The following is a 24,234-nucleotide window of genomic DNA, read 5'->3' as shown; positions in this document are numbered from 1 at the left end:
ACACGGAACGCGCAGCAGCCTTGCCAACCTGGCTCGACCACTACAACCTAGACAGAACCCACCTCGGCATCGGAGGCAAAACCCCCATCGACCGAATCAACAACGGTCGAGGTCAGTACAGCTAGGCCGCCGATCGGATGCCGGCGCTGCAGCGCCAAGTCGACGAGCGGATGCCGGCGCTGCAGCGCCAAGTCGACGAGCGGATGCCGCGGGCGGGCGATGCCTCGACGCGGCGTCCGCTCGACGCGGCATCCGCTCGATCTCGTGTGCGCGCGGCACCGGTCCCGCACGCGACGGCGCCGCCTGGCGGCCGGTGTCAGGCGCCGAGCACGTCGCCGACCCGGCCGAGGGCGCCGGGCACGAGCCGGTAGTACGCCCAGGTGCCGCGCTTGGAGCGCGTGAGGAAGCCCGCGTTGGTGAGGATCTTGAGGTGGTGCGAGACGGTGGGCTGGCTGAGGCCGACCGGCTCGATGAGGTCGCAGACGCAGGCCTCGCCGTCGGCGGAGGCGGCGACGATCGAGAGCAGCCGGAGCCTCGTCGGGTCGGCGAGCGCCTTCATGGTGTTCGCGAGGGCGACGGCCTCGTCGGCACCGAGCGGCTCGCGTTCGAGCGGCGCGCAGCACGCGGCCGAACTGATGTCCGTGACGTTCAGGAGGGTCATATATCGATCATATTCGATATTGACAGCCTTCGATAGATCTGGGCATACTCAGGACATCGAAGTTCTTCAATGTTCTGGAGGTCATGGTGACGCTGGTGGATCTGACGCCGAGGGTGCAGACGGGTGATCGCCTGGCGACGCTCCCCGTGGTAATCGTGGGGGCGGGGCCCATCGGGCTCGCCGCGGCCGCCAACCTGGTCGAGCGGGGCATCGACTTCACGGTGCTCGAGGCCGGCGACCGCATCGCCGACAGCATGCAGGCGTGGGGCCACACCCGGCTGTTCTCGCCGTGGAAGCACCTCGTCGACCCGGCGAGCGCGCGACTGCTCGAGGCCGAGGCCGGCTGGAGCATCCCCTCGCCCGAGCGTGCTCCGTCGGGCACCGAACTCGTCGAGCAGTACCTGCTCCCGCTCTCTCGCGTCGAGGCGATCGCGTCCCGCATCCGCACCGGGGTCGAGGTTGTCGCGGTCAGCCGCGAGGGCATGGATCGCACGCGCACCACCGGCCGTGCCGCGGCCCCGTTCGTGGTTCGGGTGCGCACGGCCGACGGGGTCCAGGAGCTCACGGCGAGGGCCGTGATCGACGCCTCGGGCACCTATCGCACGCCGAACCCGCTCGGTTCGAGCGGGCTCGGGCTCCTCGGGCTCGACGAGGTCGCTGAGCTCGTGCACCCGGCGCTCCCCGACGTGCTCGGGCGCGACCGCGCGACGTTCGCCGGTCGGCACACCACCGTCGTCGGCGCCGGTCACTCCGCGGCGAACACGCTCCTGGGGCTCGTGCAACTGGTCCGCGAGGAGCGAGGCACGCGCGTGACCTGGCTCATCCGCAACGCGCAGGCCGTGCGCGTGTCCTCCTCCGACGATGACGAGCTGGCCGACCGGGCGAGGCTCGGCGGTCGCGTCGACGCCGCCGTGCGCCGGGGTGACATCGCCCTCGTCGACGGATTCGAGATCGTGCGCGCTCGCCGCGCCGGGGAGGGCGTCGAACTGGTCGGTCAGCATGGCGGCGAGCTCGTGACGCATGCGAGCGACCTCGTGGTCAACGCCACCGGGTTCCGGCCCGACCTCGATCCGCTCCGCGAGATCCGGCTCGACCTCGACGAGGTCGTCGAGGCGCCCAGGCGGCTCGCCCCGCTGATCGACCCGAACCTGCACTCCTGCGGCACCGTCGAGCCGCACGGATTCGCCGAGCTGCGGCATCCGGAGCAGGGCTTCTTCATCGTCGGCATGAAGTCCTACGGGCGTGCGCCGACGTTCCTGCTGGCCACCGGCTACGAGCAGGTGCGCTCGGTGACGGCCTGGCTCGCGGGCGACCTCGCGTCGGCCTCGAGCGTCGAACTCGTGCTGCCCGCGACAGGCGTGTGCTCGACGGGGCTCTCGGTCGGCGATGCGGCGGGTGCGGGGAGCTGCTGCGGCTGAGCTGCTGCTGCTGCTGCCGAACTGCTTCGTCTTTGGCGACCGGCGAAACGACGGAGATTCTCGGCGCCACGCCGGCTCGGCGCGGCATCCGTCCGCGTGTCGGCGAGAATCTCCGTCGTTTCGCACACCGAGCGGATGTCGCACCGCGGGCGAGCCGGCTTGTCGATCGTTCGAACATGTGTTCGAATAGGCACATGCGGTGGAGCGGTCAGCAACTCGGGGTCGAGCAGGCCGGCACGCTGCCCGGACTCGCCCGACTCAACAACCTCGTCCGCTCGGTGCAGACGCCCGAGTTCGCCGGCATCACCTTCCACGAGGTGCTCGCCAAGTCGGCACTGAACCACGTTCCAGGTCCGTCGTCGATGCCGTTCACGTGGACGGTGAACCCCTATCGGGGCTGCAACCATGCTTGTGTTTACTGCTTCGCCCGGCAGACCCACACCTACCTCGACCTCGACGCGGGCGACGACTTCGACCGGCAGATCATCGTCAAGGTCAACGTGGCCGAGGTGCTCGGCACCGAGCTCGCGAAGCGGTCGTGGCGGCACGAGGCCGTGGCGCTCGGCACGAACACCGACCCGTACCAGCGGGCGGAGGGCCGATACCGGCTCATGCCGGGCATCATCGACGCGTTCGCGTCGAGTGGCACGCCGTTCAGCATCCTGACCAAGGGCACGCTGCTGCGCCGCGACCTGCCCATGATCGCGGATGCCGCGCGGCAGGTGCCCGTCGACCTCGCCATGTCGATCGCGGTGTACGACGACGAGCTGCAGCAGGCGATCGAGCCGGGCACGCCGAGCACGAAGGCGAGGCTGGCGACGGTCACGGCCGTGCGCCAGGCGGGTCTCGACTGCAGCGTGTTCCTCATGCCGATCCTGCCGTACCTCACCGACACGAGGGCGCATCTCGACGAGGCGCTGCGCCAGGTCAAGGCGGCCGGGGCCACGAGTGTCGTGTACTCGGCCCTGCACCTGAGACCGGGGGTCAAGTCGTGGTTCATGCAGTGGCTCGCGCGCGAGCACCCCGAGCTCGAGCAGAAGTACCGCTCGATGTACTACGGGCAGAACAGCTACGCGCCGAAGGAGTACCGCACCTGGCTCGCCGCACGGGTAGCGCCGCTGGTACGCGCGCACGGCCTCGAACGCGGGCGCGAAGACCCGGTCACCGGTGGAGTCCGGTCGGCGGCGACGAGTTTCGAGCGGACGGCGCCGCAGGCGGCGTTCCCGGCCGACCCGTCGGCGCTGTTCTGACGCCCACGCGCTCCACCGACCCGGCGGATGACGCCCGGCGTACCCCCGTGATCAGGGGCTTTCGCCGGGGGAGCCCGAAGCTGTCATAATCCGGAAGAACCCGTGCGAACCCGACGCACCGGCGCGAACCCGGAGGACACCATGACGCTTGGCCTTCCGGGCGGCGACCTCTCGAGGGATTCCGTGGGCCGTGCCATCGTGCACGCCGGCCACGTGGGCGCCTGGGTGTACCTCGGCGCGGGCGGCCTGGCCTCCCTCGCATCGGCGCTGAGTGGCGTCGCCCTCTCCTGGGCGGCGGTGGCGCTGACCGCGGCGATCGCCGTGCTGCTGGTGCTCGTCGCCGTGCGCCGCACCGTGGCGACGACCCTCACCTACCTCGTCGTCGGCGGCGTCGCGACGGCAGGCATGACGATGGTCGCGATGGAGCCGGTGTACGAACTGGGCACCACGAACAACGCGATCGTCGCGATCCCGTGCGTCGCCCTCGTGCTCGTCGGCGGCGCCGGGACGGGCTCGGTCGCCGCGATCGCCTGGACGCTCGCCGGACTCGTCGTCGGTCAGATCGCGGTGTGGATCGGCGCCCAGGTCGTCGGAGCCCCGTTCGTCGTGAACCTCGCGGCGGTGGGCGCGGCGGGGCTCGTCATCATGATCCGCACCTTCGACGGCCTGAATCGACGCGTCGGCGTGCGCGGCCAGACCGGGCTCGTGCGCGCCGGCGTGCGCGCCAACGCCGCGGTCGCCCGCCGGGATCACGAGCTCGAGGCGATCACGAGCCTGTACGACATCGCGATGGGCCACCTGCTCGCGATCGCGGCGTCGGGCTCGGGGCCGATCGACGAGCGTCGGCGCGCCGACATCCGCCAGGACCTCGAGCTCGTCATCGGCCGCGACTGGGTCGACGCGCACGGCGCGGGCTCCTCGAACCCCTCCGACATCCACACGCCCGTCGCCGTGGGCGGTGCGGATGCCCTCCCGACCCTCGATCATGCGTTCACCACCGCTGCCGAAGAGGGTCTCGACGTGCAGATGACCGGCGACCTGGCCGTGCTGGGCGCGCTCGGCCCCGAGCGGGCGGCCGACATCGACGAGGCCGTCGCCGAATGCCTGCGCAACGTCGCGCGGCACGCGAACGTGCGGGAGGCCGAGCTGATCATCGGCAACGGGGGCCGGGAAGTCACGGTCGCCGTCATGGACGCCGGCGTGGGCTTCGATCCCGAGCGCGTTCCCGCCGACCGGCGCGGCATCCGCTTCGGGGTGCGCGAGCGGCTCGAGCGGCACGGTGGTTCGGCGCGCGTGTGGTCGGCGATCGGCATCGGGACGACCGTCGTGCTGACGGTCCCGGAGGGCGGCGCATGAGCACCCGTCGGTTGACGCAGCAGGACATCGACCCGGTGTCGGGGGTCGCCTCAGCGGCGATCACGCCGCTCGGCGCGCTCGTGGCCGTGGCGATCTCCGTCTCGTTCACGGTCGCGCACTGGTCGGAGGTCGTGTCGCCGCTCGCCGCGGGCGCCGCGATCGTGCTCGTGGTGATCGCGGGAGCCTACGCGACGTACGCCACGCGGCCCTCGCGGGCTCCGGTCACGCCCGAGAGGCTCTGGATCGTCGTCGTCATCGGGGTCGGCGCCGCGGTCGCCGAGTACCTCAGCACCATCGGCAACGACCGCTACATCTACGACGACTTCGGGCCGCTCGTGATCGGCGTGCTGGTGGTCTCGCTCGCGCCCTTCTGCAACTGGCTCTCGTTGCTCACGGCTGGCGTGCTCGCCTCAGGCGTGCTGGCGGTGCTCATCGCGGGGGCGGCGAACCCGACGTGGAACGAGGCTCCGGTCGCGTCGAAGATGTTCGTGTACGTGGCTCCCACGTTGACGGCGTCGGCGGCGGCGGCCGGCTACGCATGGGCGATCGTCCAGGTGACGCTCGAATGGCAGCGCACGGCCAACCGGGTCGTCCTCGCGCGAGACACCGAGCTTCGGGCGGGACTGGCCCGCTCGGGCGACCACGGCCGCGTCGCGGTGCTCCGGCGCGAGGTGCTGCCCTTCCTGGCGAGCGTGCTCGATCAGGAGCGGGTCTCGGTCGCCGATGCCGCCCGGGCACGTCACCTCGCCGACGCCCTGCGGGCGACCCTGAAGAGCGAGATCGCCTCGACGTGGCTCGGCGACCTGGCCGGCGAGCTCGTGCGCCAACACGGCATCGCGGTCCTCGTGGCCGACCCGGACTCGGCCGCCTCGAAGCTGAACGAGGGTCAGCGGGCGGCGCTGACCGCACTGCTCTCGTGGCTCACCGGCGATGGCCGGGCGCAGGTCGTGCACGTCGACGTCGCGGTGGTTCGCCCGGAACGGGGACCGCTGCACGGTCGCGTCGTCGTCATCGAGGTGCTCGGCCGTCTCGGGGCCGAGCCCCCGCAGCGCCGCGTCGTCGAGCGGTTCGCGTCGGTGGCGCGCGCGGTGGGCATGGTCGCCGTGTCGGAGGTCACGGTGGAGAATGTCAGGGTGGAGTTGCGTCATGAGATCAGTTGAGTCCGGCCCGGCGACGGGCACCCCGATCCGGGTCGCGTGATGGCGAAGCTCTACTTCCGCTACGGCGCGATGAACTCCGGCAAGTCCACCGCCCTGCTCCAGGCCGCCTTCAACTACGAGGAGCGCGGACACAGCGTGCTGCTCGCGAAGCCCGCGGTCGACACCAAGGGCGACGGCGACATCGTGTCGCGCCTGGGCGTGGTGCGCGCGGTCGACTTCGTGATCGCGCCCGACGCGAACGTGCGCGAGCTCTTCGAGCAGCGTCGAGCGGTCGAGGCCGCCGAGACCGGCCGCGATGTCAGCTGCCTGCTCGTCGACGAGGCGCAGTTCCTGACTTCCGAGCAGGTGGACGACCTCCTGCGCATCGCGCTCATCGAGGGCATCCCGGTGCTGGCCTACGGCATCCGCACCGACTTCCAGACGGTGGCCTTCCCGGGCAGCCGTCGCCTTCTCGAGATCGCGCACAGCCTCGAGGAGCTGAAGACCATCTGCCGCTGCGGTCGCAAGGCCATCTTCAACGGCCGCACGATCGACGGCCGCTTCGTGTTCGACGGCGACCAGGTCGCGATCGACGGCGAGGCCGTCACCTACGAGTCGCTCTGCGGCGTCTGCTACCTCGAGGAGTCCGGCGGCGTGCTCAACGGCCGCCACTGACGATCGGATGCCGCGGGCCGAGCGGATGCCGCCCGCCGCGCTGAGCGGCATGCCGAGCGGATGCCGCAGCCCGGCGTCAGCCGGCGAGCACGGCCGCGACGAGCGTGCCGTTGAACACGACGTGCGCGACGATCGCGCCGCCGAGCCGGCCGGTCGTCGCCGCCAGCACGCCGGTCGCGAGCCCGAGGAGCAGCGTTCCGACGAAGGTCACCGTCGCCACCGCGGGTGACATCACGCCGCCGCCCACGAGGTGCGCGAGGGCGAAGACGAGCGCGCTCACGATCACCGCGACGGATGCCGCGACCCGCTTCGTACCGCCAGCCCGGGCCGTGGCCCGGGCGACGGCGCGCAGCACGAGCCCCCGGTAGAACGTCTCCTCGATGATCGGGCCCAGCACGACGGGGGCGAGGATCACGCCGAACCAGAACGTGAAGCCGGTCGGCAGGGCGAGCACTCCACCGTCGAGCGACGTGCGTCCGGTTGCGCCGAGCTCGATCAGGGTCACCGCCCCGCGCACCATGAGGCCGACGCCGGCACCCCAGAGCAGGTCGAGCCACGTGATGCGGAGCCCGAAGTCGCGCCAGTGCGAGCGACGCCCGCGCGCGGCATCCGCGATCCACAGCACGAGCAGGAGCGGCACCCAGACGGCGAGGAACGCACCGAGCACCTGCAGCCATTCGTCGATGACGACGGTGCGCGTGAGCCAGGCCCAGCCCAGCGAGCATGCGGTCGCGAGGAGCACGCCGATCGCGGCATCCGCGACGCCCCAGCGCTGATTCGCGGCGTCGAAGACTCCGAATGGGGGAGTGTCGGTTGTTGACAGGCCCCCACTCCGCGGGGCATGTTGAGAGGGTGCCACGGTGCCCAGCGTATCCGTGACACTTTCAGCACGGTCGGGGGACGGGGACTGAACGACGTGGAGCTTCGCGATTACATCCGCATCCTGCGGCAGAGTTGGGTGTTGATCGTGTTGCTCACGCTCCTCGGCATCGCCGGCGGTGCCGCCTTCTCGATCGCCCAGACGCCGATGTACAGCTCGTCGGCGAAGGTCTTCGTGTCGACCTCGGGCGGTGACAGCATCGGTGAGCGAACGCAGGGCAACACGTATACCCAGAACCGTGTCAAGACCTATGCCGACCTCGCGTCTACCCCCATCGTGCTGCTGCCTGTCATCGCCGACGTGAAGCTCGACATGACGAGCGAGGAGCTTGCACGTGGCGTCACGGCGACGAGCCTGCCCGACACCTCCCTCATCGAGATCACGGTGATCGATCGGAATCCCGCCATCGCAGCCCAGGTCGCGACCGCCGTCTCCGAGAGCCTGACGACCGTGGTGTCCTCGATCGAGACGACGGGTGCGACCGATGCGGACGGCAATCCGGTCGAGGCCTCGCCGGTGCGGCTGACCCTCGTGCAGCACGCCGCGGTGCCGCAGAAGCCCGTGAGCCCCAACGTGATGTTGAACGTCGTTCTCGGCGGGCTCATCGGCCTCGCGCTCGGCATCGGCGCGGCCGTGCTGCGCGAGACCCTCGACACACGCATCCGCAATGAGCGCGACGTGGAGTTGCTCACCGACACCCCGGTCATCGGCGGCATCGTCTTCGATCCGAAGGCGAAGGACCGGCCGCTTATCGTGCACGCCGACCCGCATTCGCCGCGGGCCGAGTCGTTCCGCGCGCTGCGCACCAACCTGCAGTTCCTCGATGCGGCCAGGCCCGAGCGCTCGTTCGTGGTGACCTCCTCGATCGAGTCCGAGGGCAAGTCGACGACGGCCGCGAACCTCGCGATCGCACTGGCCGATGCGGGTGCGCGGGTGCTCCTCGTCGACGCCGACCTGCGTCGCCCGAAGGTGGCGTCCTACCTCGGCATCGAGGGTGCGGTGGGGCTCACCGACCTGCTCATCGGCCGCGCCGAACTGCAGGACGTCATCCAGCCCTGGGGTCGTGGGCAGCTGTACGTGCTGCCGGCGGGTCGCGTGCCTCCGAATCCCAGCGAGCTGCTCGGCTCCTCGGCGATGGCCGAGACCATCGCCGAGCTCAACCGCGCGTTCGACGTCGTGCTCTTCGACGCGCCACCGCTGCTGCCGGTGACGGATGCCGCGGTGCTCTCGCGCGCCGCCGGCGGCGCGATCCTCGTGGTGGCGGTCGGTCGCGCGCACAAGGGGCAGGTCAAGGGCGCGTTCTCGGTGCTCGAGAACGTCGACGCGAAGGTCTCGGGCATCGTGCTCACGATGCTCCCGTTGAAGGGCGCCGACGCCTACGGCTACGGCAAGTACGGCTATGGGTACGGCTACGGGTACGGCTACGCGCCCGCCCCCGAGCCGCAGCAGCAGCAACAGCAGCCGCCGCAGCAGCGGGCCGACCTGCAACCGAAGCAGGAGCCGGTGGGTGGAGCGTGAACGTGCTCGTCGTCTGCACCGGCAACGTCTGCAGGTCCCCGATGGCCGAGCAGATGCTCATCGAGCGCCTCACCGCAGCCGGCATGCACGACGTGCACGTGTCGAGCGCCGGAACCGGTGCCCTCGTCGGTCGCCCGATGACGCCCGAGGCGGCGGCCCAGTCGGTGCGCTACGGCGCCGATCCGGCGGCGCATTCGGCGCGTCAGCTGACCGAGCGGATGGTGCAGGACGCCGACCTCGTGCTCACCGCGACCCGAGCCCATCGGGCCGAGGTCGCCCAGCTCGTGCCACGGGCGGCCCGCCGCGCCTACACGCTCCGCGAGTTCGCGAGGGTGCTCGCGTTCCTCGCCGCCGAGGGTGACCTCGACGACCCCGGCCTCCCCGACCCGAGTTCACGGTCGCCGCTGCAACGGGCGACGGATGCCGCAGCTCGATCCCGTGGCCTCGCGCCACCGCCGTCGGACCCGAACGACGACGACATCCTCGATCCGTACCGTGCGCCCGACGCGGTCTACGACGAGGCGGGCAGGCTGATCGACCAGTCCATCGACCAGCTCGTCTCGGCCCTCGTCACTCCGTCGGTGTCGGGCGGTCCCGGTGCCACGTAGCGAGACGCCGACGACGCGCTTCGTGGCCGCCCCGTGGGCGGTCGCGGCGATCGTGGTGTTCGTGCTCGTCGACGCGGCCCTCGTCTGGTGGGCCATCACCTCGGTGCGTTCCGACGCGAGTCCGCCGCAGGGGGAGGTGCTGCCGACGCTGCCGCCGCCGGCGTCGGAGTCGCCGTCGGAACCGACGTCATCGCCATCGCCGGCCGCAGATGCGGATGCCGTGCCCACGGTGGTACGCCCGACCGTCGTGCTCGCCGCTCTCGACGCCAACCTGGCCTACCGCGGAGTGGTGGGGCGGTGCCCCGATGCAGCCGCCGCCCTCGAGGTGAGCGTCGACGGCGGGGCGACCTGGACGCCCGCGTACACGGCCGGCCTCACCGACCTTCAGTCGATCGACCCGAGCGACGCCGACATCGTCACCATGATCGCCCGTGACCCGACGTCCTGCGGCGTCGGCGGATACCGGAGCTTCGTGCAGGGCGACGACTGGGAGCCGGCCGGCGAGCTCGAGCCCACGTGGTACCTCGACGGCGCGCAGGTCGTCGGGCCCGCCGGTGCCTCGACTCCCTGCGACGGACCGGTGCAGGTCGCCGCGACGTCGACCGAGACGGCGACGGTCTTCTGCGAGTCGGGTAAGGCCGTCGTGACGAACGACTCGGGCGCGAGCTGGTCCGTGACCGAGTTGCCGCCGGGCGCGCTCGCGATCACGGCGACCCCGGAGCTCACCCTCGTCGCGGTGACGGGTGACGGATGCCGCGGCATCCGCATCGCGAAGCTGGCATCCGATGCCGCGCCAGGCGCCTGCCTCGAAGCCGACCTCACGCCGGGCACGACCGTGATCGACGTGGCGTCCGACGGCACGGTCTGGGCGTACGCGGGCGGCGTGCTCGCGCGGTCGACGGACGGGGGCGCCACATGGTGATGCGGAGGTTCTACGCGGCCGCCACGATGTCGACCACGGCGTGGTCGTCGAAACTCGCGTCGCGCGTGCGCATCACCGACCTGCTCGTGCTGCTGTGGGTGGTCTTCGGCACGCAGATCGCCTGGGTCGGCATCGATTACAACACGCCGGGATACGGCGGTTCCCGAGGCGACATCGCGGTCAGCTACACGGTCGTCTCCTTCGTGATCGTGACCGCGTGGATGCTCTCCTTGGAGCTCTATGACACGCGCTCGCCGCGGGTGCTGGGGCTCGGCACGCAGGAGTATCGAGCGGTGGCCGACGCCACGGTTCGACTCTTCGGGCTGGTCGCGATCGTCGCGTTCCTCTTCAAGATCGACATCGGTCGCGGATACATCCTCATCGCCTTCCCGCTCGGCGTGCTCGTGCTGATCTTCTCCCGCTGGATGTGGCGGCAGTGGCTCGGCGTCATGCGTCAGCGCGGGGAGTACTCATCGCGGGTGCTGCTCGTCGGCTCCGCGTCGTCCGTCGCGCTGATCGCCCGCGAGTTGGAGCGCATGCCGCACGCCGGCTACCGCGTGGCAGGCGCCTGCCTGCCCGGCCATGGCGAGCCGTATCTGCCGGGCACGCACATCCCAGTGGAGTACGGCATGCAGCACGCGCTCGCCGTGATGCGCGACTTCGGTGCCGACACGGTGATCATCACCAGCTCCGACGAGCTCGGACCGGAGCGCGTGCGCGAGCTGAGCTGGGGCCTCATCCCCGGGGCGGAGCACCTCGTGGTGGCCCCGAGCCTCATCGACATCGGTGGTCCGCGCATTCACACCCGCCCCGTCGCCGGCTTGCCGCTCATGCACGTGGAGACGCCGAAGTTCGAGGGTCGCAAGCTCGTCGCGAAGCGCGTGTTCGACCTGATCGTGGGCTTCGCGCTCGTCGTCGTCTTCTCGCCAGTGTTCGCGGTGCTCGCCGTGATGGTGAAGACCTCTTCACCGGGACCGGTGTTCTACCGGCAGGAGCGTGTCGGACTCAAGGGCAAGCCCTTCACGATGCTCAAGTTCCGCTCGATGGCCGACGGGGCGGATGCGCAGCTGTCCGACTTGCTCGCCGCGAATGGCACCGACACGCGGCCGCTGTTCAAGGTGCCGAACGACCCGAGGGTGACACGCATCGGTCGAGTGCTGCGCAAGTACTCGCTCGACGAACTGCCGCAACTCTTCAACGTGCTGCACGGCAGCATGAGCCTGGTCGGACCGAGGCCGCAGCGCCGCGCCGAGGTCGCGCTCTACGAGGGTTCGGCCGGCCGCAGGCTCTTCGTGCAGCCGGGCATGACCGGGCTCTGGCAGGTGAGCGGCCGCTCGACGCTGTCGTGGGAGGAGAGCGTGCGCCTCGACCTCTACTACGTGGAGAACTGGTCGATCACCGGCGACTTCGCGATCCTCTGGCGCACATTCCGTGCAGTCGTCAGCCCGGGTGGGAGCGCCATATGAGCAAACCGGATGCCGGACCGAGCCGGTCGACTCTCGATCTCGACATCATCATCGTGACCTACGGCAGGAGCGATCTGGTCAGGGCATGCCTGGATTCGCTGGCGTCAGCGATGCCCGGTGTGAGGACTCGGGTTCAGGTCGTCGACAACGACTCGCCCGACGACACGGCCGAGGTCGTCGAACGGGAGTATCCGAGCGTCCAACTCACGAGGCGCACCGGGAACGACGGGTTCGCGGTGGCCAACAACGCCGCTCTTCGGGCATCCGAAGCCACCTACGCGCTGCTGCTCAATCCGGACACTCGCGTCGAACCCGGCACGATCGACCACCTGATCGAGGTTCTCGAGCGCGAGCAGGACATCGGCATGGTCGGGTGCCGTCTCTTGACGGCCGATGGTTCGCTGGACCATGCGGCGAAGCGCAGCATTCCGTCGGTCGCCACCGCAACGAAGTACTTCGTGCTTCGCGCGCTCGGTCGCACGGGTTCGGACTACGTACGCCCAGATATCGCCGACGACGCGGTCGCTGACGTCGATGCGATCAATGGCGCGTTCATGCTCGTGCGAGGGACGGCGCTCGCCGAGGTGGGTTTACTCGACGAGCGATATTGGATGTACGCCGAGGATCTCGACTGGTGCCTGAGGTTCCGAAACGCGGGCTGGCGTGTCGTCTACGACGGGCGGGTGATCGCACACCATCTGAAGGGTGGAAGTTCGGATGGGCCGCGTCGAGTCGCCCTCAACTACCAATTCCATCGAAGCATGGCGCTCTTCTACCTTCGCCACCTTCGCTCCCGCAGCACGGTGCTCGATGTGCTCGTCGTGGCCGCGATCTGGTCGAGGTTCGTTCTCTCTGCGCTGGCCAACGCGCTGACCCGGGCAATTAGCGACCCTCGCGAAGCGGGCTCGCATGGGTGACGCCGCCTTGAGCCAGGGGCGGGCGTTGTACTCGTACTTAACCGGGCAGTACGACAATCTTGGTGACGCCATTCTTCGACGCGGAATGATGGCGCAGCTGGGACCCGTCGGTTCATGGCACGTCTACTTGGGCGGGGCACCCTCGGACTACGTGGCGTCCCTCGAGCTACCAGGGGGAACAACGATTTATCGGTCGTTTGTCGTTTGGTTCCTCGCGGCATGCATCGGAATGATGCGATTCCGGCGGAGTGCGTTCGTTTCCAATCCTGGGGAGATCTCGTCCACCCGAATCGAGTTCCTTTGGGGTGTCGTCGGTTCTGTGCTCATGGCAATCGGGATGATCTTCCAGAATCCCGGCTACCGGCTCGGTATCGGAGCACGTGACAAGTCGCGCCCCCTGAGCCTCGGTCACGAGACTGCGACGAGGCTAGCGGCTAGAACGGTCTGGAGAGATGCAACATCGAGCGAGCTATTTGGTCGTGGCGACATAGCGCCGGACTGGGCTTTCGCCCTTTCTGGCAGGCCCCCCGGCAATGATCGGCGCTTCATCGCCCTGATTTATCGGTCGGACAAGCCATTGCCATCCTTGGAAATACTGCAGGCGGTCGGCGGCTGGGCAGCAGAACGAGGCAAAGAGCTTCTGGTGGTAACCCAGGTTTCCCGCGATTATCATGCAAATTGCAGGCTTGCGAAGCAGCTTAACGTTCCGCATATTGGCCGGGAGGGTGCGAACCTCATCCAGATGGAGCACCTCGTGCGCGCGACGTACGCCGAAACTTCCATCGTGCTAGGCAATCGTATTCACGGATTGATTCTCGGCGCTGTAGACGGAGCCGTTCCCGCTGTCATCCTTGGCCATCCGGACCTGAAGGTAAGACGAACGCTTCGCGCGGCTGGTCTCCACCTTTTCGCCGCTGCGCCGATCAGTACTCCAGAGTCTGTGGTCGCGTACCTCGACGGCCTAGAGGGGGGGCGCCTTGAGAGCGTGAAAGCGGTGAAGGCGGCGGGTGAACGCCTACGTCAACTGTCGTGTTCGATCAGAGATGAGTTGGTATGACCACCTCAGGCGAAAGGACGCTCACGCCGCTTGTTGGCCGTCACGCCGAACGTCCGCCCCGGTACTTTAGCGGGCTGGCCTTCGTCTTGCTTTTAGTGCTGACGTCTCGCGGTTTGCTCGAGCTAGTCGTTGCAAAGCAGGCCGCGTACATCGTTCAGGCGGCTGCCGCCTTCGCACTGCTTCTTCTCCTCAGGCGCCGCGCTGCGATCATCCCAGGAACCTGGCGGCCAGGGAATTACCTTGCCGTATACGCTCTTGCGTGCAGCGGACTGGTGTCGACGTTCCTTACTGTTCATCGTTGGAACATGGGCTCAGCCACCGCGCCCTTGCTCTACGTCGCAACGTTGACGGCAATTGGGCTTCTCCTTTGCTGGGGTTCTGATGTAGATCGACGTTCGGATGCGATCATCGCAATGATTCCAGCGGCCACGGGGGTGTTATTAGTCCAAGTCGCGGCGGCGACGGGGCAACAATATTTTGGCTGGGAGGAACTGTCGGGCACCGACTTCGGAACGTTTGGAGACCAAGCGCGACCCTCCGGTCTGACCGGGAGCTATCTTCACTACCCCTTGGTGCTTTCGGTGCTGGGGATCATGGTCTTCGGGGGATGGGTCCGGAAGCACTCTTCGATGCTCGCCCTGGCTACGGCCGTTGCAATTTATGGAATTCTGACGAGCTACTCCCGATCAGGGATGATGATCCTCGCGCTGACCATCCTGGTCGCGCTCCTACTGGGTCGTACTGTGGCGACGAGAATCGTGGCAATCATAGGCTTGACCCTCGCGTCGACAATTGCCCTGCTCGCCTTCTCTGACAACCCCATTCTCAATAGAGCCGTGAGCGCGCTCGATGTCAGTTCGGCCGGAAATGTTGGCCGCGTCGAGCAATGGGCCAATGGCATAGCTTCCTGGTTGGACTCGACACTTCTGTTCGGAGGCTATACAGGATTGGTTACCAACATTTCCCGCAACTTTGGCGACGGGATCTCTCTTGGCGTTGTCGAATCGAGCCTTCTACAGCAGTTGTTGAACTTGGGGATCGTCGGCGCATTTGCGACCTATTGGCTACTCGTCGCCATCATCCGGGCAGTTCCGCGTGACGATACCTGGGTCCGGGCGGGACTCGTGGCCTGCGTCTTGCAAACGATGATCTACCAATCTATTGAGGTATTGCCCTACGTTGCTCTCCTCGCGATCATGCCGCTTGTGTTCACTCATGAGGCGAGTCGCTCCGGTGGTATCTCGTGACGAAGGGCCGCCCGGTGAACGGCTCGGACGCTCCGGTTGTTTCTGTCGTTTTGCCTACATACAACGCTGAAAAGCACATTGGCCGTGCCATAGAACGCTTGCTCGAACAGTCGTACGCCTTGATAGAGATCGTGGTCGTCGACGACCGGTCTGAGGATATGACGGTGGACGAGATCATGCGGTACTCGGGCGATCCACGTCTGAAGTTGGTGAGGTTGCCGGTCAACCAAGGAGTAGCAAATGCGCGGAATGTAGGACTCGATGCGGTCAGCGGCGATTACGTGTGGTTCGTCGATGCAGACGATGAGTGGTCGAGCGACTTCGTCCAGGTGATGCTTCGCGCCGCGCTTGAGGACGCAGCAGATGTGGTCGTGTGCTCGGCGGCTTTTCGGTTTGGCCGGGACCTATCGCGCAAAGAGTTCGTAGCTCGCTATCGATCCCGCAAGCGAGACTTGGCGGGAGAGGATGCGCTCGAGGTATTGCTGCTCGGAACCGGAGCTTTGTGGAACAAACTATTCAAGCGGTCGTCGCTCCTTGTACGACCATTCCCACCGCTCAGCTCGAAATCGGATCATGGTGGTCTTCTTGCGATGTTGCCCATGCTGAAGTTCGTTTCTATCGTTCCTGATGTGCTCTATACCTATGTCCAACGTGATGGCTCAATCAGCAACGGAGGAGTACGACAGCCAGAGAATTTTCTGGCCCTACTTTCGATCGCCAAGAACCATCTGGATACCGTCCCTCATACGGCACGGTCGCGACGGCTTAGCGCACGTTTTCGTTGTGGCATCGTTGGGAGAGCACTACGCGAGAATTGGCGCTATTCATCAGAGGCGAACGATCAGACCCGAAGGTTCAATAGCCAGCTGACCTGGGCACAGCTGGTGAGCTCAATAGTGGACCCGCGGACGTTTCTGACGTGCGCTGCCGCGAAGTGCGCACCTGCAATGTCACGGAATCTCTTCAGGCGCCTAGGTCGCAATCGCTGGTCTACTCGGGGATGGGTCGCGGACTGACCGCGTGATCCCCGCGCACTGCGGCCGACTTGCATTGCGCTGCTGCCCCGCCCGCCTCACATCGGTCTCTCGTTCCTCAGCCGCTCTGCTCTTTTCCCAGCCAGGGTGGCCGCGTACATATCATGATGGCGGGATGCAATGCTCGGCCAATCTCTGGCAACGAATCGAGGAGGGGACTCGCCTGGTCTGCTTCTCGCCCAGTCAAGACTCGCGCGTAGAACATCGGCCGTAAGTGAGGTCTGCATCCGGAACACCCAGTCCGCTCCAACTTCGTGCTCCACTGCCCGGGTGGCCGCGTTATCAGGAACGAGCACGGGCCGCCCTAAAGAGAGCGCAACCCAGAGGATCCCTGAGTTGTGCAACTGGCGATATGGCAGCACGACCAACTCACTACGGAGAATTTCGTCAGCGAGGTCTGCGTCGTTCACGAAGCCGAGGCGGCTTGAGACTCGCCTGTCTTCGCTCTCGGCGCCTTCGATTGTGAGCCGGAGAGCCCGGGTCGGTTGACCCACGATTCTCAGCGATGCATCCGGCACATTTAGCTTCGCGAAGGACGAGAGCAGTTGATCCACTCCTTTGTACGGTTCGATTCGGCCGACATGGATGAAAGAAGTCGTTCGCTCCAATCGGGAAGTAACGCCGGCATCACCGATCTTGCCTAGATAGTGCCCATGCGGGATCAAGTAACGCGGGCGATCGGCAGGCGTTGGGGTTGTGGGATTGAGAACCACGTAGGCATCGGTCCGGCGATCGAGGAGATCGAGCAGCCGTTTCTCTTCGTCGTTGACCGGTGCGTGGGGCTCAAGGTTGTGAACTGTGCGAACAACCGCGACTGAGAAGAGACGAAGGCGGGCCAGCAGAAGTCGGAGCGCGGCCCTTTTCACGGTGGCGAGTGCTCGATATCGGGAGCGTATGAGGTGTTCCGGCCAGTGCACATGAAGCACGTCATACCTGCCTAGAAGGAACCGGGTCCACGAGTAATAGTGAAACGAGTCACCAGGTCGTGGAGTGGAAACTATCTGGTCCACAAACTTGATCGTGTTGCCCGGCGGGGCCATGGAAAGCTGGATACGCATGACTTCGTTGCCCTATCAACCTTTGGAGGAACTGCTGTTGGAGCGTCCTTTTTGTGTGGCTGTCACGACGACGACCCTCTGGCGGCGCGTAGGCGGGCGGGAATCGTCATGCGACCGCGCCCCGATCTTCTAGTTCCGCGAGGCTAGGCAGACTTATTCCCTGGATCACAGACGAAATATCGACGACTCGGGCAGTTGGTGCTGCCTCGAGCGCCGCTTCCAACGTTTCGGCCGGTCGATATGCCAGGCCTAGAGAAGCAAAGTAGTCCTCATACTTAAATGCCTTTTCGCCGCTCTTTCCAACAACAGCGATTGCCGGTCGTCCGAGGGCGTGTGCCCATACCAACCCGTGCAGCGAAGAGGAACAAACGAACTCCGACTCTGCGATCTGCCGACCGACTTTCTCCGCTGGAGCATCGATGTCGATGATCTGGCAAGCGGAACTAGAGCGATATCGGGCCCGTTCTCGGAAATGTGGAATGAAGGACATCCGCCCTGGGATCAGAGCAACAGATTGTAGCTCTGGGAAAACCTGCCCGATGAGCAGCCCAGGGTCGCCCATGAATGCCACGTCGCTCGTGTTGAGCCCGGCTCTAGATAGCGCTTTGAGCGTATGGGGGCCTCGCACCCCGCGCACGGTAATCGAGTCGGGAAGCTCGAACGCAGGAATCTCCTCGCTTTTCACTCCAACGCCACACAAGATGTCGCCTTCCTGCGCACGATGTCCCGTGGACCCAACCAACAACAGTCGGTGGCCCCCTGAGTCGGTATTGAGAAGACGCTGACCGGGATACTGCGAAGCGATCAGATTCACGTTGAAAGAATCGCCTGCGTTTCCATATCGGAATCGAGGCGACTGTCGGAACTGGAAGGGACCCGTTCGGGGCTGCCAGTAGTAACTGCGTATCACCAGAGTTCTCCCTCTGTGAGGTGAGCGAAGCGCGACTCCGCGTCGTTGATGCCATAGCCGAGCAGCAGGCCATCGCAGGTGCGGGCAAGACCCGAAAAGTACGTGGCGGACAACAGATTTGGGTTCAGCTTCTTTGTTGGAGAAACGAACTGCCCGAACGAGTCGATCAGAAGCTTCGTACCAAGCGTCAAGTCATGCTCACTTGACCGAAGATCCACTCTGGCCACTCGGCCCAAGTACGCGCGCTTGGGCCCCACATGAAACTTGCGATGAGCGATCAGTAGCCCCGTGGTGCCTTCTACGAGTAGCTGCGTCCCGATAGTCAGCTTTCGCGATGCTGTGCTCGGTGAGCCTGAGAACCCGTAGTCGAAATGGAGTTGACGCCGGTCGTCTTCTAGGCTGCCGGCCACGCACTTGATGACGGCGACTGGGGAGAGGCTGTAGAGCGCCATGAGTGCGCCATTCGGACCAATGTAGAAAGCCCAGTTCTTCTCCACACGCTGGCGTGGACTTACTACGCATTCTTGTATCAAGCCGCGCGTTGGGGCGATTCTCATCAGGTATATCGCATTGTTTGCCGTGGCAGAGTAGCCGGTGTTGAATGTCGCGTACAAGGAGCCGTTCAATTCGACGAACTTCGGGTCGGCAATGAACGGGGCTCCTTGTTGTTGAGCTTCGTCAGAGATATCAACGAGCTCCCAGTCTTCGGCTGAACCAGATACTAGGTACGCTCTGACCCGCCCACCCGAGGGCGGCACAGCTCGAAACGAAATGAAGGTATCGCCATGGAATGTGGCGATGCTGGGATTAAACACATTCTGCAAGTTGGAGCGTGAGCAGACCGTGCTCAGCCATGTTTCTAGACGCAGATCCCGTCGGCCTGACAAGCGCACGAGTTTGGTCACGATTATTCCTCGTCCCTCGTTCGCAGTACCGCGAGGATACGTCGCACCTCCCGGCGCTCCACCCAGCAAATGAAGAGCGCGTAGATGCCGAGGAGGGTAATGCTTGCGGGAACGACAAAGCTGATGATGGGCGTCGGGGCGTCAGCCCACGGCGTGCCATTGAGGATCAGCCCACCTATGATGATGAGCCCACTACCGACGGTCGGGGTCAGGAATCTTCTCAAATAGGCCAGCGGCCTGACACCCGCGTACTTGTTCAGTGCGGCAATTCGGACTGGCCAATAGAGAAGTTGGCGGAGGCTTCGACCTGCGGCGACGACATAAAGGCCGAAAGGTACGGCGGCCAGCAGCAGTACTGTCCCGAACGCGAACTGACCGGTGGCGATACCCAAGGACACTGCGCCTCGCCCCTTGGCCAATAGGGCACTCTTGTCAAAGAAGGTCACTGAGGCTAGCGCTGCCGAGGGCATCAGCAGCCACATCAGGGGAACTACCTCCGCCCATTCTGCGCCGAAAAGGAACGAGGTGAGTGGGTAGCCAAATACTGCCACTAGCGCGAAGACAGGGAAAGCCACGGCGGAACTGGCGAATGTAAAGGTGTAGAAGTAGTCGAGGAAGCGTCTCTGATCGCCTTGCACCCGGGATAGTGCTGGCAGTGATACGCGCGCCAACACAGACGCGAACACCTCGATTAGGACTGTAAGGATCCGCTGACCGAGAAAGTAGAAGCCCAATTGCGTGGGGCTAAAGAAAACGCCGACGATGAACTTGTCGATGTTGGATTGCAGTGCGTTCAAGAGTTCGAGGAGCACGACTTGAGCGCTGAAGCGCCAGTTCGACCGCAGAGACGCGAATGAGTACTGGAGGCGAGGTCGCCAACGCGCGGCAGCCCAAAGCACAACGGTGCTCGCGAACGCCGTCACGACAGGCTGTAGGACAAGTGCCCACACACCCGCCCCACCAAAAGCCAATAGCAGCGCTATAGAAGAGCCCGCGACAGTGCCGATTACCTGTCGTACCGCCAACGGTTTGAACAGCAGATCCCGTTGGAGAATCGCTGCGGGAACTGACGACAGGCCGGAGAAGATCAGCATGACGCCGGCGACCGGAAGCAAGTAGATCAACTCCGGTTGTCCGAAGATCCCGGCTATAGCCGGCGACACGAGCCAGACCAGGCCGAATAGCACAAGCCCGAGAATGACGCATGTCCAGAAGGACGTCCATACGTCGACATCGGTCACTCGATCACGTTGAACGAGCGCCTGAGCAAAGCCGTACTCGACAAAAACCGAGACAACCGCGATAAGGGAACTCACGATCGCGACGACCCCGAAGCTCGCTGGATCGAGAAGGTGCGCCAGAACGGCAATCACGAAGAGCGTTAAGAGGCGACTGCTCCACCGCTCGACGAGCGTCCAAAGGACACCAGTTGCTGCGCGTTTCGGGACTGAGTAGTCAGCCAACGATCAGCTTCCAGAACTCACGGGACTCGCTCCAAGCCTTGGTGGATCGTGCAAGAGAGGCCCGCGCATTTTCCTGTTCATCATGTCCTCTTAGTTCGATATCGGTCAATTGGTTATTGGGCCGGCGGGCACGTTGGTTGCAGTCGCCGAGGTGGGGGCTAGGAACACACGTGAGGCGCGAATCCGGCCTCGTCGGATCAGCGCTTCGCCGCAGTTACTCATCGAACACCGTTAGCAGGCGGCAACTGAAGGTCGGTCTGAGGTTTGCGGCGCCCGGTCAGACGCTTCAGTGCAAGAGCAGGGCGCTCGATGGCGAAATACGTGCACGTCGAGAGCGCGAGAGCGATCGAGAACACGACGGCCACGTCCCAGACAAACCCGGCGGGCGTCGCGGGTCCCGCCCACCCGAGACGTACGACCATCCATATAACCGGCACATGCCACAGATAGAGGCTGTATGACACCAAACCGACGAACCTCAACGGCAAGGCATCAAGGAGCGCGGCTGTCACTCCAGCTCGGCCCGTTCTGGCTGGCAATGCCACGAAGAGGATGACACCTCCGAACACGACCGCCATCAAGGTGCTACGGAAGGCGACCGGGCCATATATCGACGCGACGGCCGCCAGCAGTGCTACCAGGAGCGCCAACTTCCGAATGAGTGCTGCCCGCTGCTGTGGCAGTCGTTCCGCCTCGAAGACCGCTACCACTGCCGCGGCCAACATGCCAAATGCAAAGAGATCCGCATGGACAGGGAAGGCGCGCGCGAGCACTGCTGTCCACGTGCCGCCCCATGCGTTCACGAACTCGTTGCCCATTGGTAATTCCCGAAAAACTAGGTGTCTGACGACTTTGCCGCCGAGGCCTATCGCGAAAATCGCCGCCACTGGGATAAGCGCAGAAAGGACGCCCCCCAGTCTTTTTCGCCGTCGCAAGTACATCGCTCCGGCCGCGAGAAGAGGCATCGCCACGTAGAACACCAGTTCGACTGAAAGGCTCCATGCCACTCCGATGCCGGTCTTGATGCTGAATGGGAAAAAGGTTTGAAGCATCGAGAAATTCAGGAGCAGGAGCGCGGGATCCCACATATAACCCACCAGATCCGCGGCTTCTCTCGTTGTCTCGAGATACGGCGTTCGGTAGGCCAAGCCAAGTACAAGCGAAACGAGCGCGGTGATCACGATGTATACCGGGAAGATTCGCAGCGCTCGGTTTCCCGCATACCGCCCGATCCTTGGAAAGCCGGAGCCCGTAACCAGCGCGAATGCGAAGGGGCGGAACAGTAGAAACCCAGAGAGCGAGAAAAATAGGGTCAACCCATTTAGGAGCAGTCCGATAATGGGAGCTCCGGCGCCCCAGCTAAAGTCCGGCGCCATGTGGGCACGCACATGTCCGACAAGAACGCCGGTCGCGGCGATAGCGCGGAAGCCCTCCATCCCGACGATTCGTCTTCCCCAAGATGGGGCGAAAGCGACTTGTCGGGCGCTCATGGCCGGGTCTCGCAACGAGTAGTGGAGCGGGACAAGAGTCCAAATCTCGAGCTAACGAGCGCGTGGTCGGATTTGGTCGGGGAGACTGAAAGATCCCGTAAATGACGCTCGAGCGTCAAACCCGGCGTCAATTCGGTCATTCGGCCCCCCAGCGCGCTACCGTCTCTTTTTGCGATCGTAACCATCGCGAGACGGTTTGCCCAGAGTGTTGATCAATCGCGAGAGGGCCGAGGGTTACGCTACTGATCGTGACGCCGTCTACCGGGGGTTCGGAGTCGTCGGGTCGGAACCATGGGGATGGGGCATCCGATCGGCGCCATGAGTCGAGCCGTTCGAATGAACCGAGTTCGGGCTCCAGCGGGTCGCAGCGGTCGAGCTCGAGCTCGAGCCGGTCGCGCGGCTCGGGCACGGGAGGTTCGAGCAGTTCAGGTTCGGGCTCCGGCCGCTCGCACCATCACCATCGCTCGAGCAAGGCGCGGCGGGCCAAGCGCCGCAAGCGCATCATCGTCTGGTCGATCGTCGGCGTGCTCGCCCTGCTCGTGTTCGCCGTCGTCTGGGTCGGCATTCGCGGCTTCCTGGCCGTGGGGGAGTTGCAGGCCGCCGTGCCGCTCGCGCAGGCGGCCCAGAAGCAGGTGGTCGCCGGAGACGCCGAGGCGGCGCAGAAGTCCGCCGACGAGCTCGCCGGGCACGCGGCATCCGCTGCCTCACTGACGGGCGACCCGATCTGGCGGGGCGCCGAGGTGCTGCCCGGCATCGGGCCGAACCTCCAGGTCATGCGCGTGGTGTCGTCGTCGGTCGACCGCATCGCACGCGACGCCGTGGTGCCGCTGGCGAGCTCTGCGGGCAGCATCGACCTGGCCGCCTTCGCGCCGACGAACGGTGCCGTCGACCTGCAGTCCATGGTCGACCTGCAGCAGCCGATGCACGGCGCGCGGGTCGCATTCGACAGCGCCGACGCGGCGCTTGCGACGGTGGCCTCTGCGCCGGTCATCGGGCCGCTCGCGGACGCCCGTGATGAGCTCACCGCGCTGGTCGCCGATGGCGGCGCGACCGTCACCGCCCTCGACAACGCCGTTCGCTTGCTTCCGGCGATGCTCGGCGCAAGCGGATCACGGGACACGCTCCTGCTGTTCCAGAACAACGCGGAGTTGCGCTCACTGGGTGGATCGCCCTCGGCGCTCGCCTTGGTGCACGCGGACGGCGGCACCGTCTCGATGGTCCAGCAGGCGGACTCGGGCGACTTCCCGAAGTTCTCGCCGACCGTCGTGGAACTGCCGATCGAGACGCGGGCTCTCTGGGGCGACAACACGGCCAGCTACATCCAGGACGTGAACTTCACCCCCCAGTTCCCCCTCGCCGCGACGATCGCCCGCGAGATGTGGAAGCGCCAGTTCGGCACTGAGGTCCAGTCCGTCGTCGCCGTCGACCCCGTGACGCTGAGCTACCTGCTGCGCGCCACCGGGCCGATCACCTTGACGACCGGCGAGGTGCTCTCGAGTGAGAACGCCGTCCAGTTCCTCCTGAGCGATGTCTACCGAAACTACGCGGTCGGGCAGCAGGACTCGGTCTTCGCCGACGCCGCGGCCAAGACGTTCGCAGCGCTCACGGCGGGCGGGCTCGACTCGAAGGCCCTCATCGAGGCATTGGCCCAGGCGGGCACCGAACGTCGCATCCTGATCTGGAACGCAGATCCGCAGGAGCAGGCGATCCTCGCCGACACCACCCTCGCCGGTGGCCTTCCCGTGAGCGACGAGCAGACCCAGAACTTCGGGGTCTACTTCAACGACATGACGGGTTCAAAGATGGACCCCTACCTCGACGTGCAGCTGGGCGTGGGCACGGTCACCTGCCGCAACGACGGACTGCCGAACTACGAGATCGTCGTGAAGCTCACCAACACGGCGCCGGCGGATGCCGCGACCAGCCTTCCGACGTACGTGACGGGTGGCGGCGAGTACGGCACCCCGCCGGGCAGCATCCGCACCTCGGTGCACGTCTACAGCGCACAGGGCACGTACAACCTCGGGGTCATGCTGAACGGCGAGCCGACCGGCTATCACCCCACCTCCGACACGGGGTACACCCTGAGCAAGGTGGTCTCGATGCTGGCACCGGGCGAGAGCGCCGAGTACCGCTTCGGCTTCCTCGGCGGGAGCGCGGGCGAGAAGGATACGCGCCTCGAGTCAACGCCATTGGTTTACACGCCCGAAACATTGGGGGTCGCGCTTTCCTGTGAATCTGCCCTATGGTGAGCAAGTGT

Annotated in this window: 21 protein-coding genes and 1 pseudogene; 15 read left to right on the top strand and 7 right to left on the bottom strand. The window is 65.7% G+C overall.

All coding sequences use genetic code 11. The annotated features are described in order from the left end of the window. Positions 1-125, top strand: a pseudogene (locus GQQ95_RS19645) (IS481 family transposase); the annotation flags it as partial. A gap of 191 nt (positions 126-316) precedes the next feature. Here the strand turns inward: GQQ95_RS19645 and GQQ95_RS09615 are convergent. Then, positions 317-661 carry an ArsR/SmtB family transcription factor gene (locus GQQ95_RS09615; RefSeq protein WP_157427445.1) on the bottom strand — a complete coding sequence of 115 codons (345 nt, stop codon included), beginning with the start codon at positions 659-661 and terminating at the stop codon, positions 317-319. Positions 662-756: 95 nt separating this feature from the next. Between GQQ95_RS09615 and GQQ95_RS09610 the strand changes: the two genes are divergently transcribed. The 5 genes from GQQ95_RS09610 (at position 757) to GQQ95_RS09590 (ending at position 6,499) form a co-directional block, all read left to right on the top strand. Then, positions 757-2,079, top strand: a complete 1,323-nt coding sequence (locus GQQ95_RS09610) for an FAD-dependent oxidoreductase (protein ID WP_246205346.1) — start codon at positions 757-759, stop codon at positions 2,077-2,079. 194 nt (positions 2,080-2,273) lie between these two features. Beyond that, positions 2,274-3,329: an Rv2578c family radical SAM protein gene (locus GQQ95_RS09605; protein WP_157427443.1), complete on the top strand. Its 1,056-nt coding sequence runs from the start codon at positions 2,274-2,276 to the stop codon at positions 3,327-3,329. Between the two features lie 141 nt (positions 3,330-3,470). Beyond that, entirely contained in the window at positions 3,471-4,685 is a 1,215-nt protein-coding gene (locus GQQ95_RS09600) for a sensor histidine kinase (protein ID WP_157427442.1), read from the top strand. After that, entirely contained in the window at positions 4,682-5,845 is a 1,164-nt protein-coding gene (locus GQQ95_RS09595) for a hypothetical protein (protein WP_157427441.1), read from the top strand. The genes GQQ95_RS09600 and GQQ95_RS09595 overlap by 4 nt, the downstream gene beginning before the upstream one ends. Positions 5,846-5,884: 39 nt before the next feature. After that, a complete protein-coding gene (locus tag GQQ95_RS09590) occupies positions 5,885-6,499 on the top strand; it encodes a thymidine kinase (RefSeq protein ID WP_157427440.1) in 615 nt (204 codons plus the stop codon). Between the two features lie 76 nt (positions 6,500-6,575). Here GQQ95_RS09590 and GQQ95_RS09585 read toward each other — a convergent pair whose 3' ends face one another. Further along, positions 6,576-7,358, bottom strand: a complete 783-nt coding sequence (locus GQQ95_RS09585; RefSeq protein WP_157427439.1) for a CPBP family intramembrane glutamic endopeptidase — start codon at positions 7,356-7,358, stop codon at positions 6,576-6,578. Positions 7,359-7,415: 57 nt separating this feature from the next. Between GQQ95_RS09585 and GQQ95_RS09580 the strand changes: the two genes are divergently transcribed. Genes GQQ95_RS09580 through GQQ95_RS09545 form a run of 8 tightly spaced genes read left to right on the top strand, consistent with a single transcriptional unit; the run spans position 7,416 to position 16,130 of the window. Beyond that, the gene (locus GQQ95_RS09580) at positions 7,416-8,897 is read left to right on the top strand and encodes a tyrosine-protein kinase domain-containing protein (RefSeq protein ID WP_157427438.1); all 1,482 of its coding nucleotides are present in this window, start codon (positions 7,416-7,418) and stop codon (positions 8,895-8,897) included. After that, positions 8,894-9,505, top strand: coding sequence for an arsenate reductase/protein-tyrosine-phosphatase family protein (locus tag GQQ95_RS09575; protein ID WP_212275375.1), 612 nt, complete (start codon positions 8,894-8,896; stop codon positions 9,503-9,505). The genes GQQ95_RS09580 and GQQ95_RS09575 overlap by 4 nt, the downstream gene beginning before the upstream one ends. Beyond that, positions 9,495-10,427 (top strand): beta propeller repeat protein, encoded by a 933-nt coding sequence (locus GQQ95_RS09570; protein WP_157427437.1) that lies wholly within the window; start codon positions 9,495-9,497, stop codon positions 10,425-10,427. The genes GQQ95_RS09575 and GQQ95_RS09570 overlap by 11 nt, the downstream gene beginning before the upstream one ends. Then, positions 10,421-11,893 carry a sugar transferase gene (locus GQQ95_RS09565; RefSeq protein WP_157427436.1) on the top strand — a complete coding sequence of 491 codons (1,473 nt, stop codon included), beginning with the start codon at positions 10,421-10,423 and terminating at the stop codon, positions 11,891-11,893. Before GQQ95_RS09570 ends, GQQ95_RS09565 begins: the two co-directional genes overlap by 7 nt. Next, positions 11,890-12,810 carry a glycosyltransferase family 2 protein gene (locus GQQ95_RS09560; RefSeq protein ID WP_157427435.1) on the top strand — a complete coding sequence of 307 codons (921 nt, stop codon included), beginning with the start codon at positions 11,890-11,892 and terminating at the stop codon, positions 12,808-12,810. The genes GQQ95_RS09565 and GQQ95_RS09560 overlap by 4 nt, the downstream gene beginning before the upstream one ends. Continuing rightward, positions 12,803-13,867 carry a hypothetical protein gene (locus GQQ95_RS09555; RefSeq protein ID WP_157427434.1) on the top strand — a complete coding sequence of 355 codons (1,065 nt, stop codon included), beginning with the start codon at positions 12,803-12,805 and terminating at the stop codon, positions 13,865-13,867. The genes GQQ95_RS09560 and GQQ95_RS09555 overlap by 8 nt, the downstream gene beginning before the upstream one ends. Beyond that, a complete protein-coding gene (locus GQQ95_RS09550) occupies positions 13,864-15,114 on the top strand; it encodes a hypothetical protein (RefSeq protein ID WP_157427433.1) in 1,251 nt (416 codons plus the stop codon). Before GQQ95_RS09555 ends, GQQ95_RS09550 begins: the two co-directional genes overlap by 4 nt. A 14-nt stretch (positions 15,115-15,128) precedes the next feature. After that, complete coding sequence (locus GQQ95_RS09545; RefSeq protein ID WP_170297033.1) at positions 15,129-16,130, top strand: glycosyltransferase family 2 protein; 1,002 nt, start codon at positions 15,129-15,131, stop codon at positions 16,128-16,130. Between the two features lie 56 nt (positions 16,131-16,186). Here the strand turns inward: GQQ95_RS09545 and GQQ95_RS19810 are convergent, their stop codons facing one another. The 5 genes from GQQ95_RS19810 to GQQ95_RS09520 all read right to left on the bottom strand — a co-directional run bounded on the left by GQQ95_RS19810 (position 16,187) and on the right by GQQ95_RS09520 (position 21,920). Next, positions 16,187-17,188, bottom strand: coding sequence for a glycosyltransferase (locus GQQ95_RS19810; RefSeq protein WP_425482566.1), 1,002 nt, complete (start codon positions 17,186-17,188; stop codon positions 16,187-16,189). A gap of 124 nt (positions 17,189-17,312) precedes the next feature. Next, on the bottom strand, positions 17,313-18,020 hold the full coding sequence (locus GQQ95_RS09535; protein ID WP_170297032.1) for a polysaccharide pyruvyl transferase family protein: 708 nt from the start codon (positions 18,018-18,020) through the stop codon (positions 17,313-17,315). 92 nt (positions 18,021-18,112) lie between these two features. Continuing rightward, positions 18,113-19,021 carry a glycoside hydrolase family protein gene (locus GQQ95_RS09530; RefSeq protein WP_157427429.1) on the bottom strand — a complete coding sequence of 303 codons (909 nt, stop codon included), beginning with the start codon at positions 19,019-19,021 and terminating at the stop codon, positions 18,113-18,115. A gap of 2 nt (positions 19,022-19,023) precedes the next feature. Next, positions 19,024-20,484, bottom strand: coding sequence for a lipopolysaccharide biosynthesis protein (locus GQQ95_RS09525; protein ID WP_157427428.1), 1,461 nt, complete (start codon positions 20,482-20,484; stop codon positions 19,024-19,026). A gap of 218 nt (positions 20,485-20,702) precedes the next feature. Beyond that, complete coding sequence (locus GQQ95_RS09520; RefSeq protein WP_170297031.1) at positions 20,703-21,920, bottom strand: acyltransferase family protein; 1,218 nt, start codon at positions 21,918-21,920, stop codon at positions 20,703-20,705. Between the two features lie 578 nt (positions 21,921-22,498). On the opposite strand from GQQ95_RS09520, the gene GQQ95_RS09515 reads away from it, so the two are divergent. Continuing rightward, positions 22,499-24,226, top strand: a complete 1,728-nt coding sequence (locus GQQ95_RS09515) for a DUF4012 domain-containing protein (protein ID WP_157427426.1) — start codon at positions 22,499-22,501, stop codon at positions 24,224-24,226. Positions 24,227-24,234: the final 8 nt, after the last annotated feature.

It is taken from the genome of Agromyces salentinus (assembly GCF_009749395.1).
In the GTDB taxonomy this organism is placed as follows: domain Bacteria; phylum Actinomycetota; class Actinomycetes; order Actinomycetales; family Microbacteriaceae; genus Agromyces; species Agromyces salentinus.
This window is presented reverse-complemented; position numbering and strand designations above follow the sequence as displayed.

What these genes read in the sequence shown, in the direction of transcription:
- GQQ95_RS09550 (WP_157427433.1), top strand. Translation starts at nt 13,864, where the DNA reads ATGACCACCTCAGGCGAAAGGACGCTCACGCCGCTTGTTGGCCGTCAC.
- GQQ95_RS09600 (WP_157427442.1), top strand. Translation starts at nt 3,471, where the DNA reads ATGACGCTTGGCCTTCCGGGCGGCGACCTCTCGAGGGATTCCGTGGGC.
- GQQ95_RS09520 (WP_170297031.1), bottom strand. Translation starts at nt 21,920, where the DNA reads ATGGAGGGCTTCCGCGCTATCGCCGCGACCGGCGTTCTTGTCGGACAT.
- GQQ95_RS19810 (WP_425482566.1), bottom strand. Translation starts at nt 17,188, where the DNA reads ATGGCCCCGCCGGGCAACACGATCAAGTTTGTGGACCAGATAGTTTCC.
- GQQ95_RS09615 (WP_157427445.1), bottom strand. Translation starts at nt 661, where the DNA reads ATGACCCTCCTGAACGTCACGGACATCAGTTCGGCCGCGTGCTGCGCG.
- GQQ95_RS09560 (WP_157427435.1), top strand. Translation starts at nt 11,890, where the DNA reads ATGAGCAAACCGGATGCCGGACCGAGCCGGTCGACTCTCGATCTCGAC.
- GQQ95_RS09605 (WP_157427443.1), top strand. Translation starts at nt 2,274, where the DNA reads ATGCGGTGGAGCGGTCAGCAACTCGGGGTCGAGCAGGCCGGCACGCTG.
- GQQ95_RS09555 (WP_157427434.1), top strand. Translation starts at nt 12,803, where the DNA reads ATGGGTGACGCCGCCTTGAGCCAGGGGCGGGCGTTGTACTCGTACTTA.
- GQQ95_RS09565 (WP_157427436.1), top strand. Translation starts at nt 10,421, where the DNA reads ATGGTGATGCGGAGGTTCTACGCGGCCGCCACGATGTCGACCACGGCG.
- GQQ95_RS09590 (WP_157427440.1), top strand. Translation starts at nt 5,885, where the DNA reads ATGGCGAAGCTCTACTTCCGCTACGGCGCGATGAACTCCGGCAAGTCC.
- GQQ95_RS09595 (WP_157427441.1), top strand. Translation starts at nt 4,682, where the DNA reads ATGAGCACCCGTCGGTTGACGCAGCAGGACATCGACCCGGTGTCGGGG.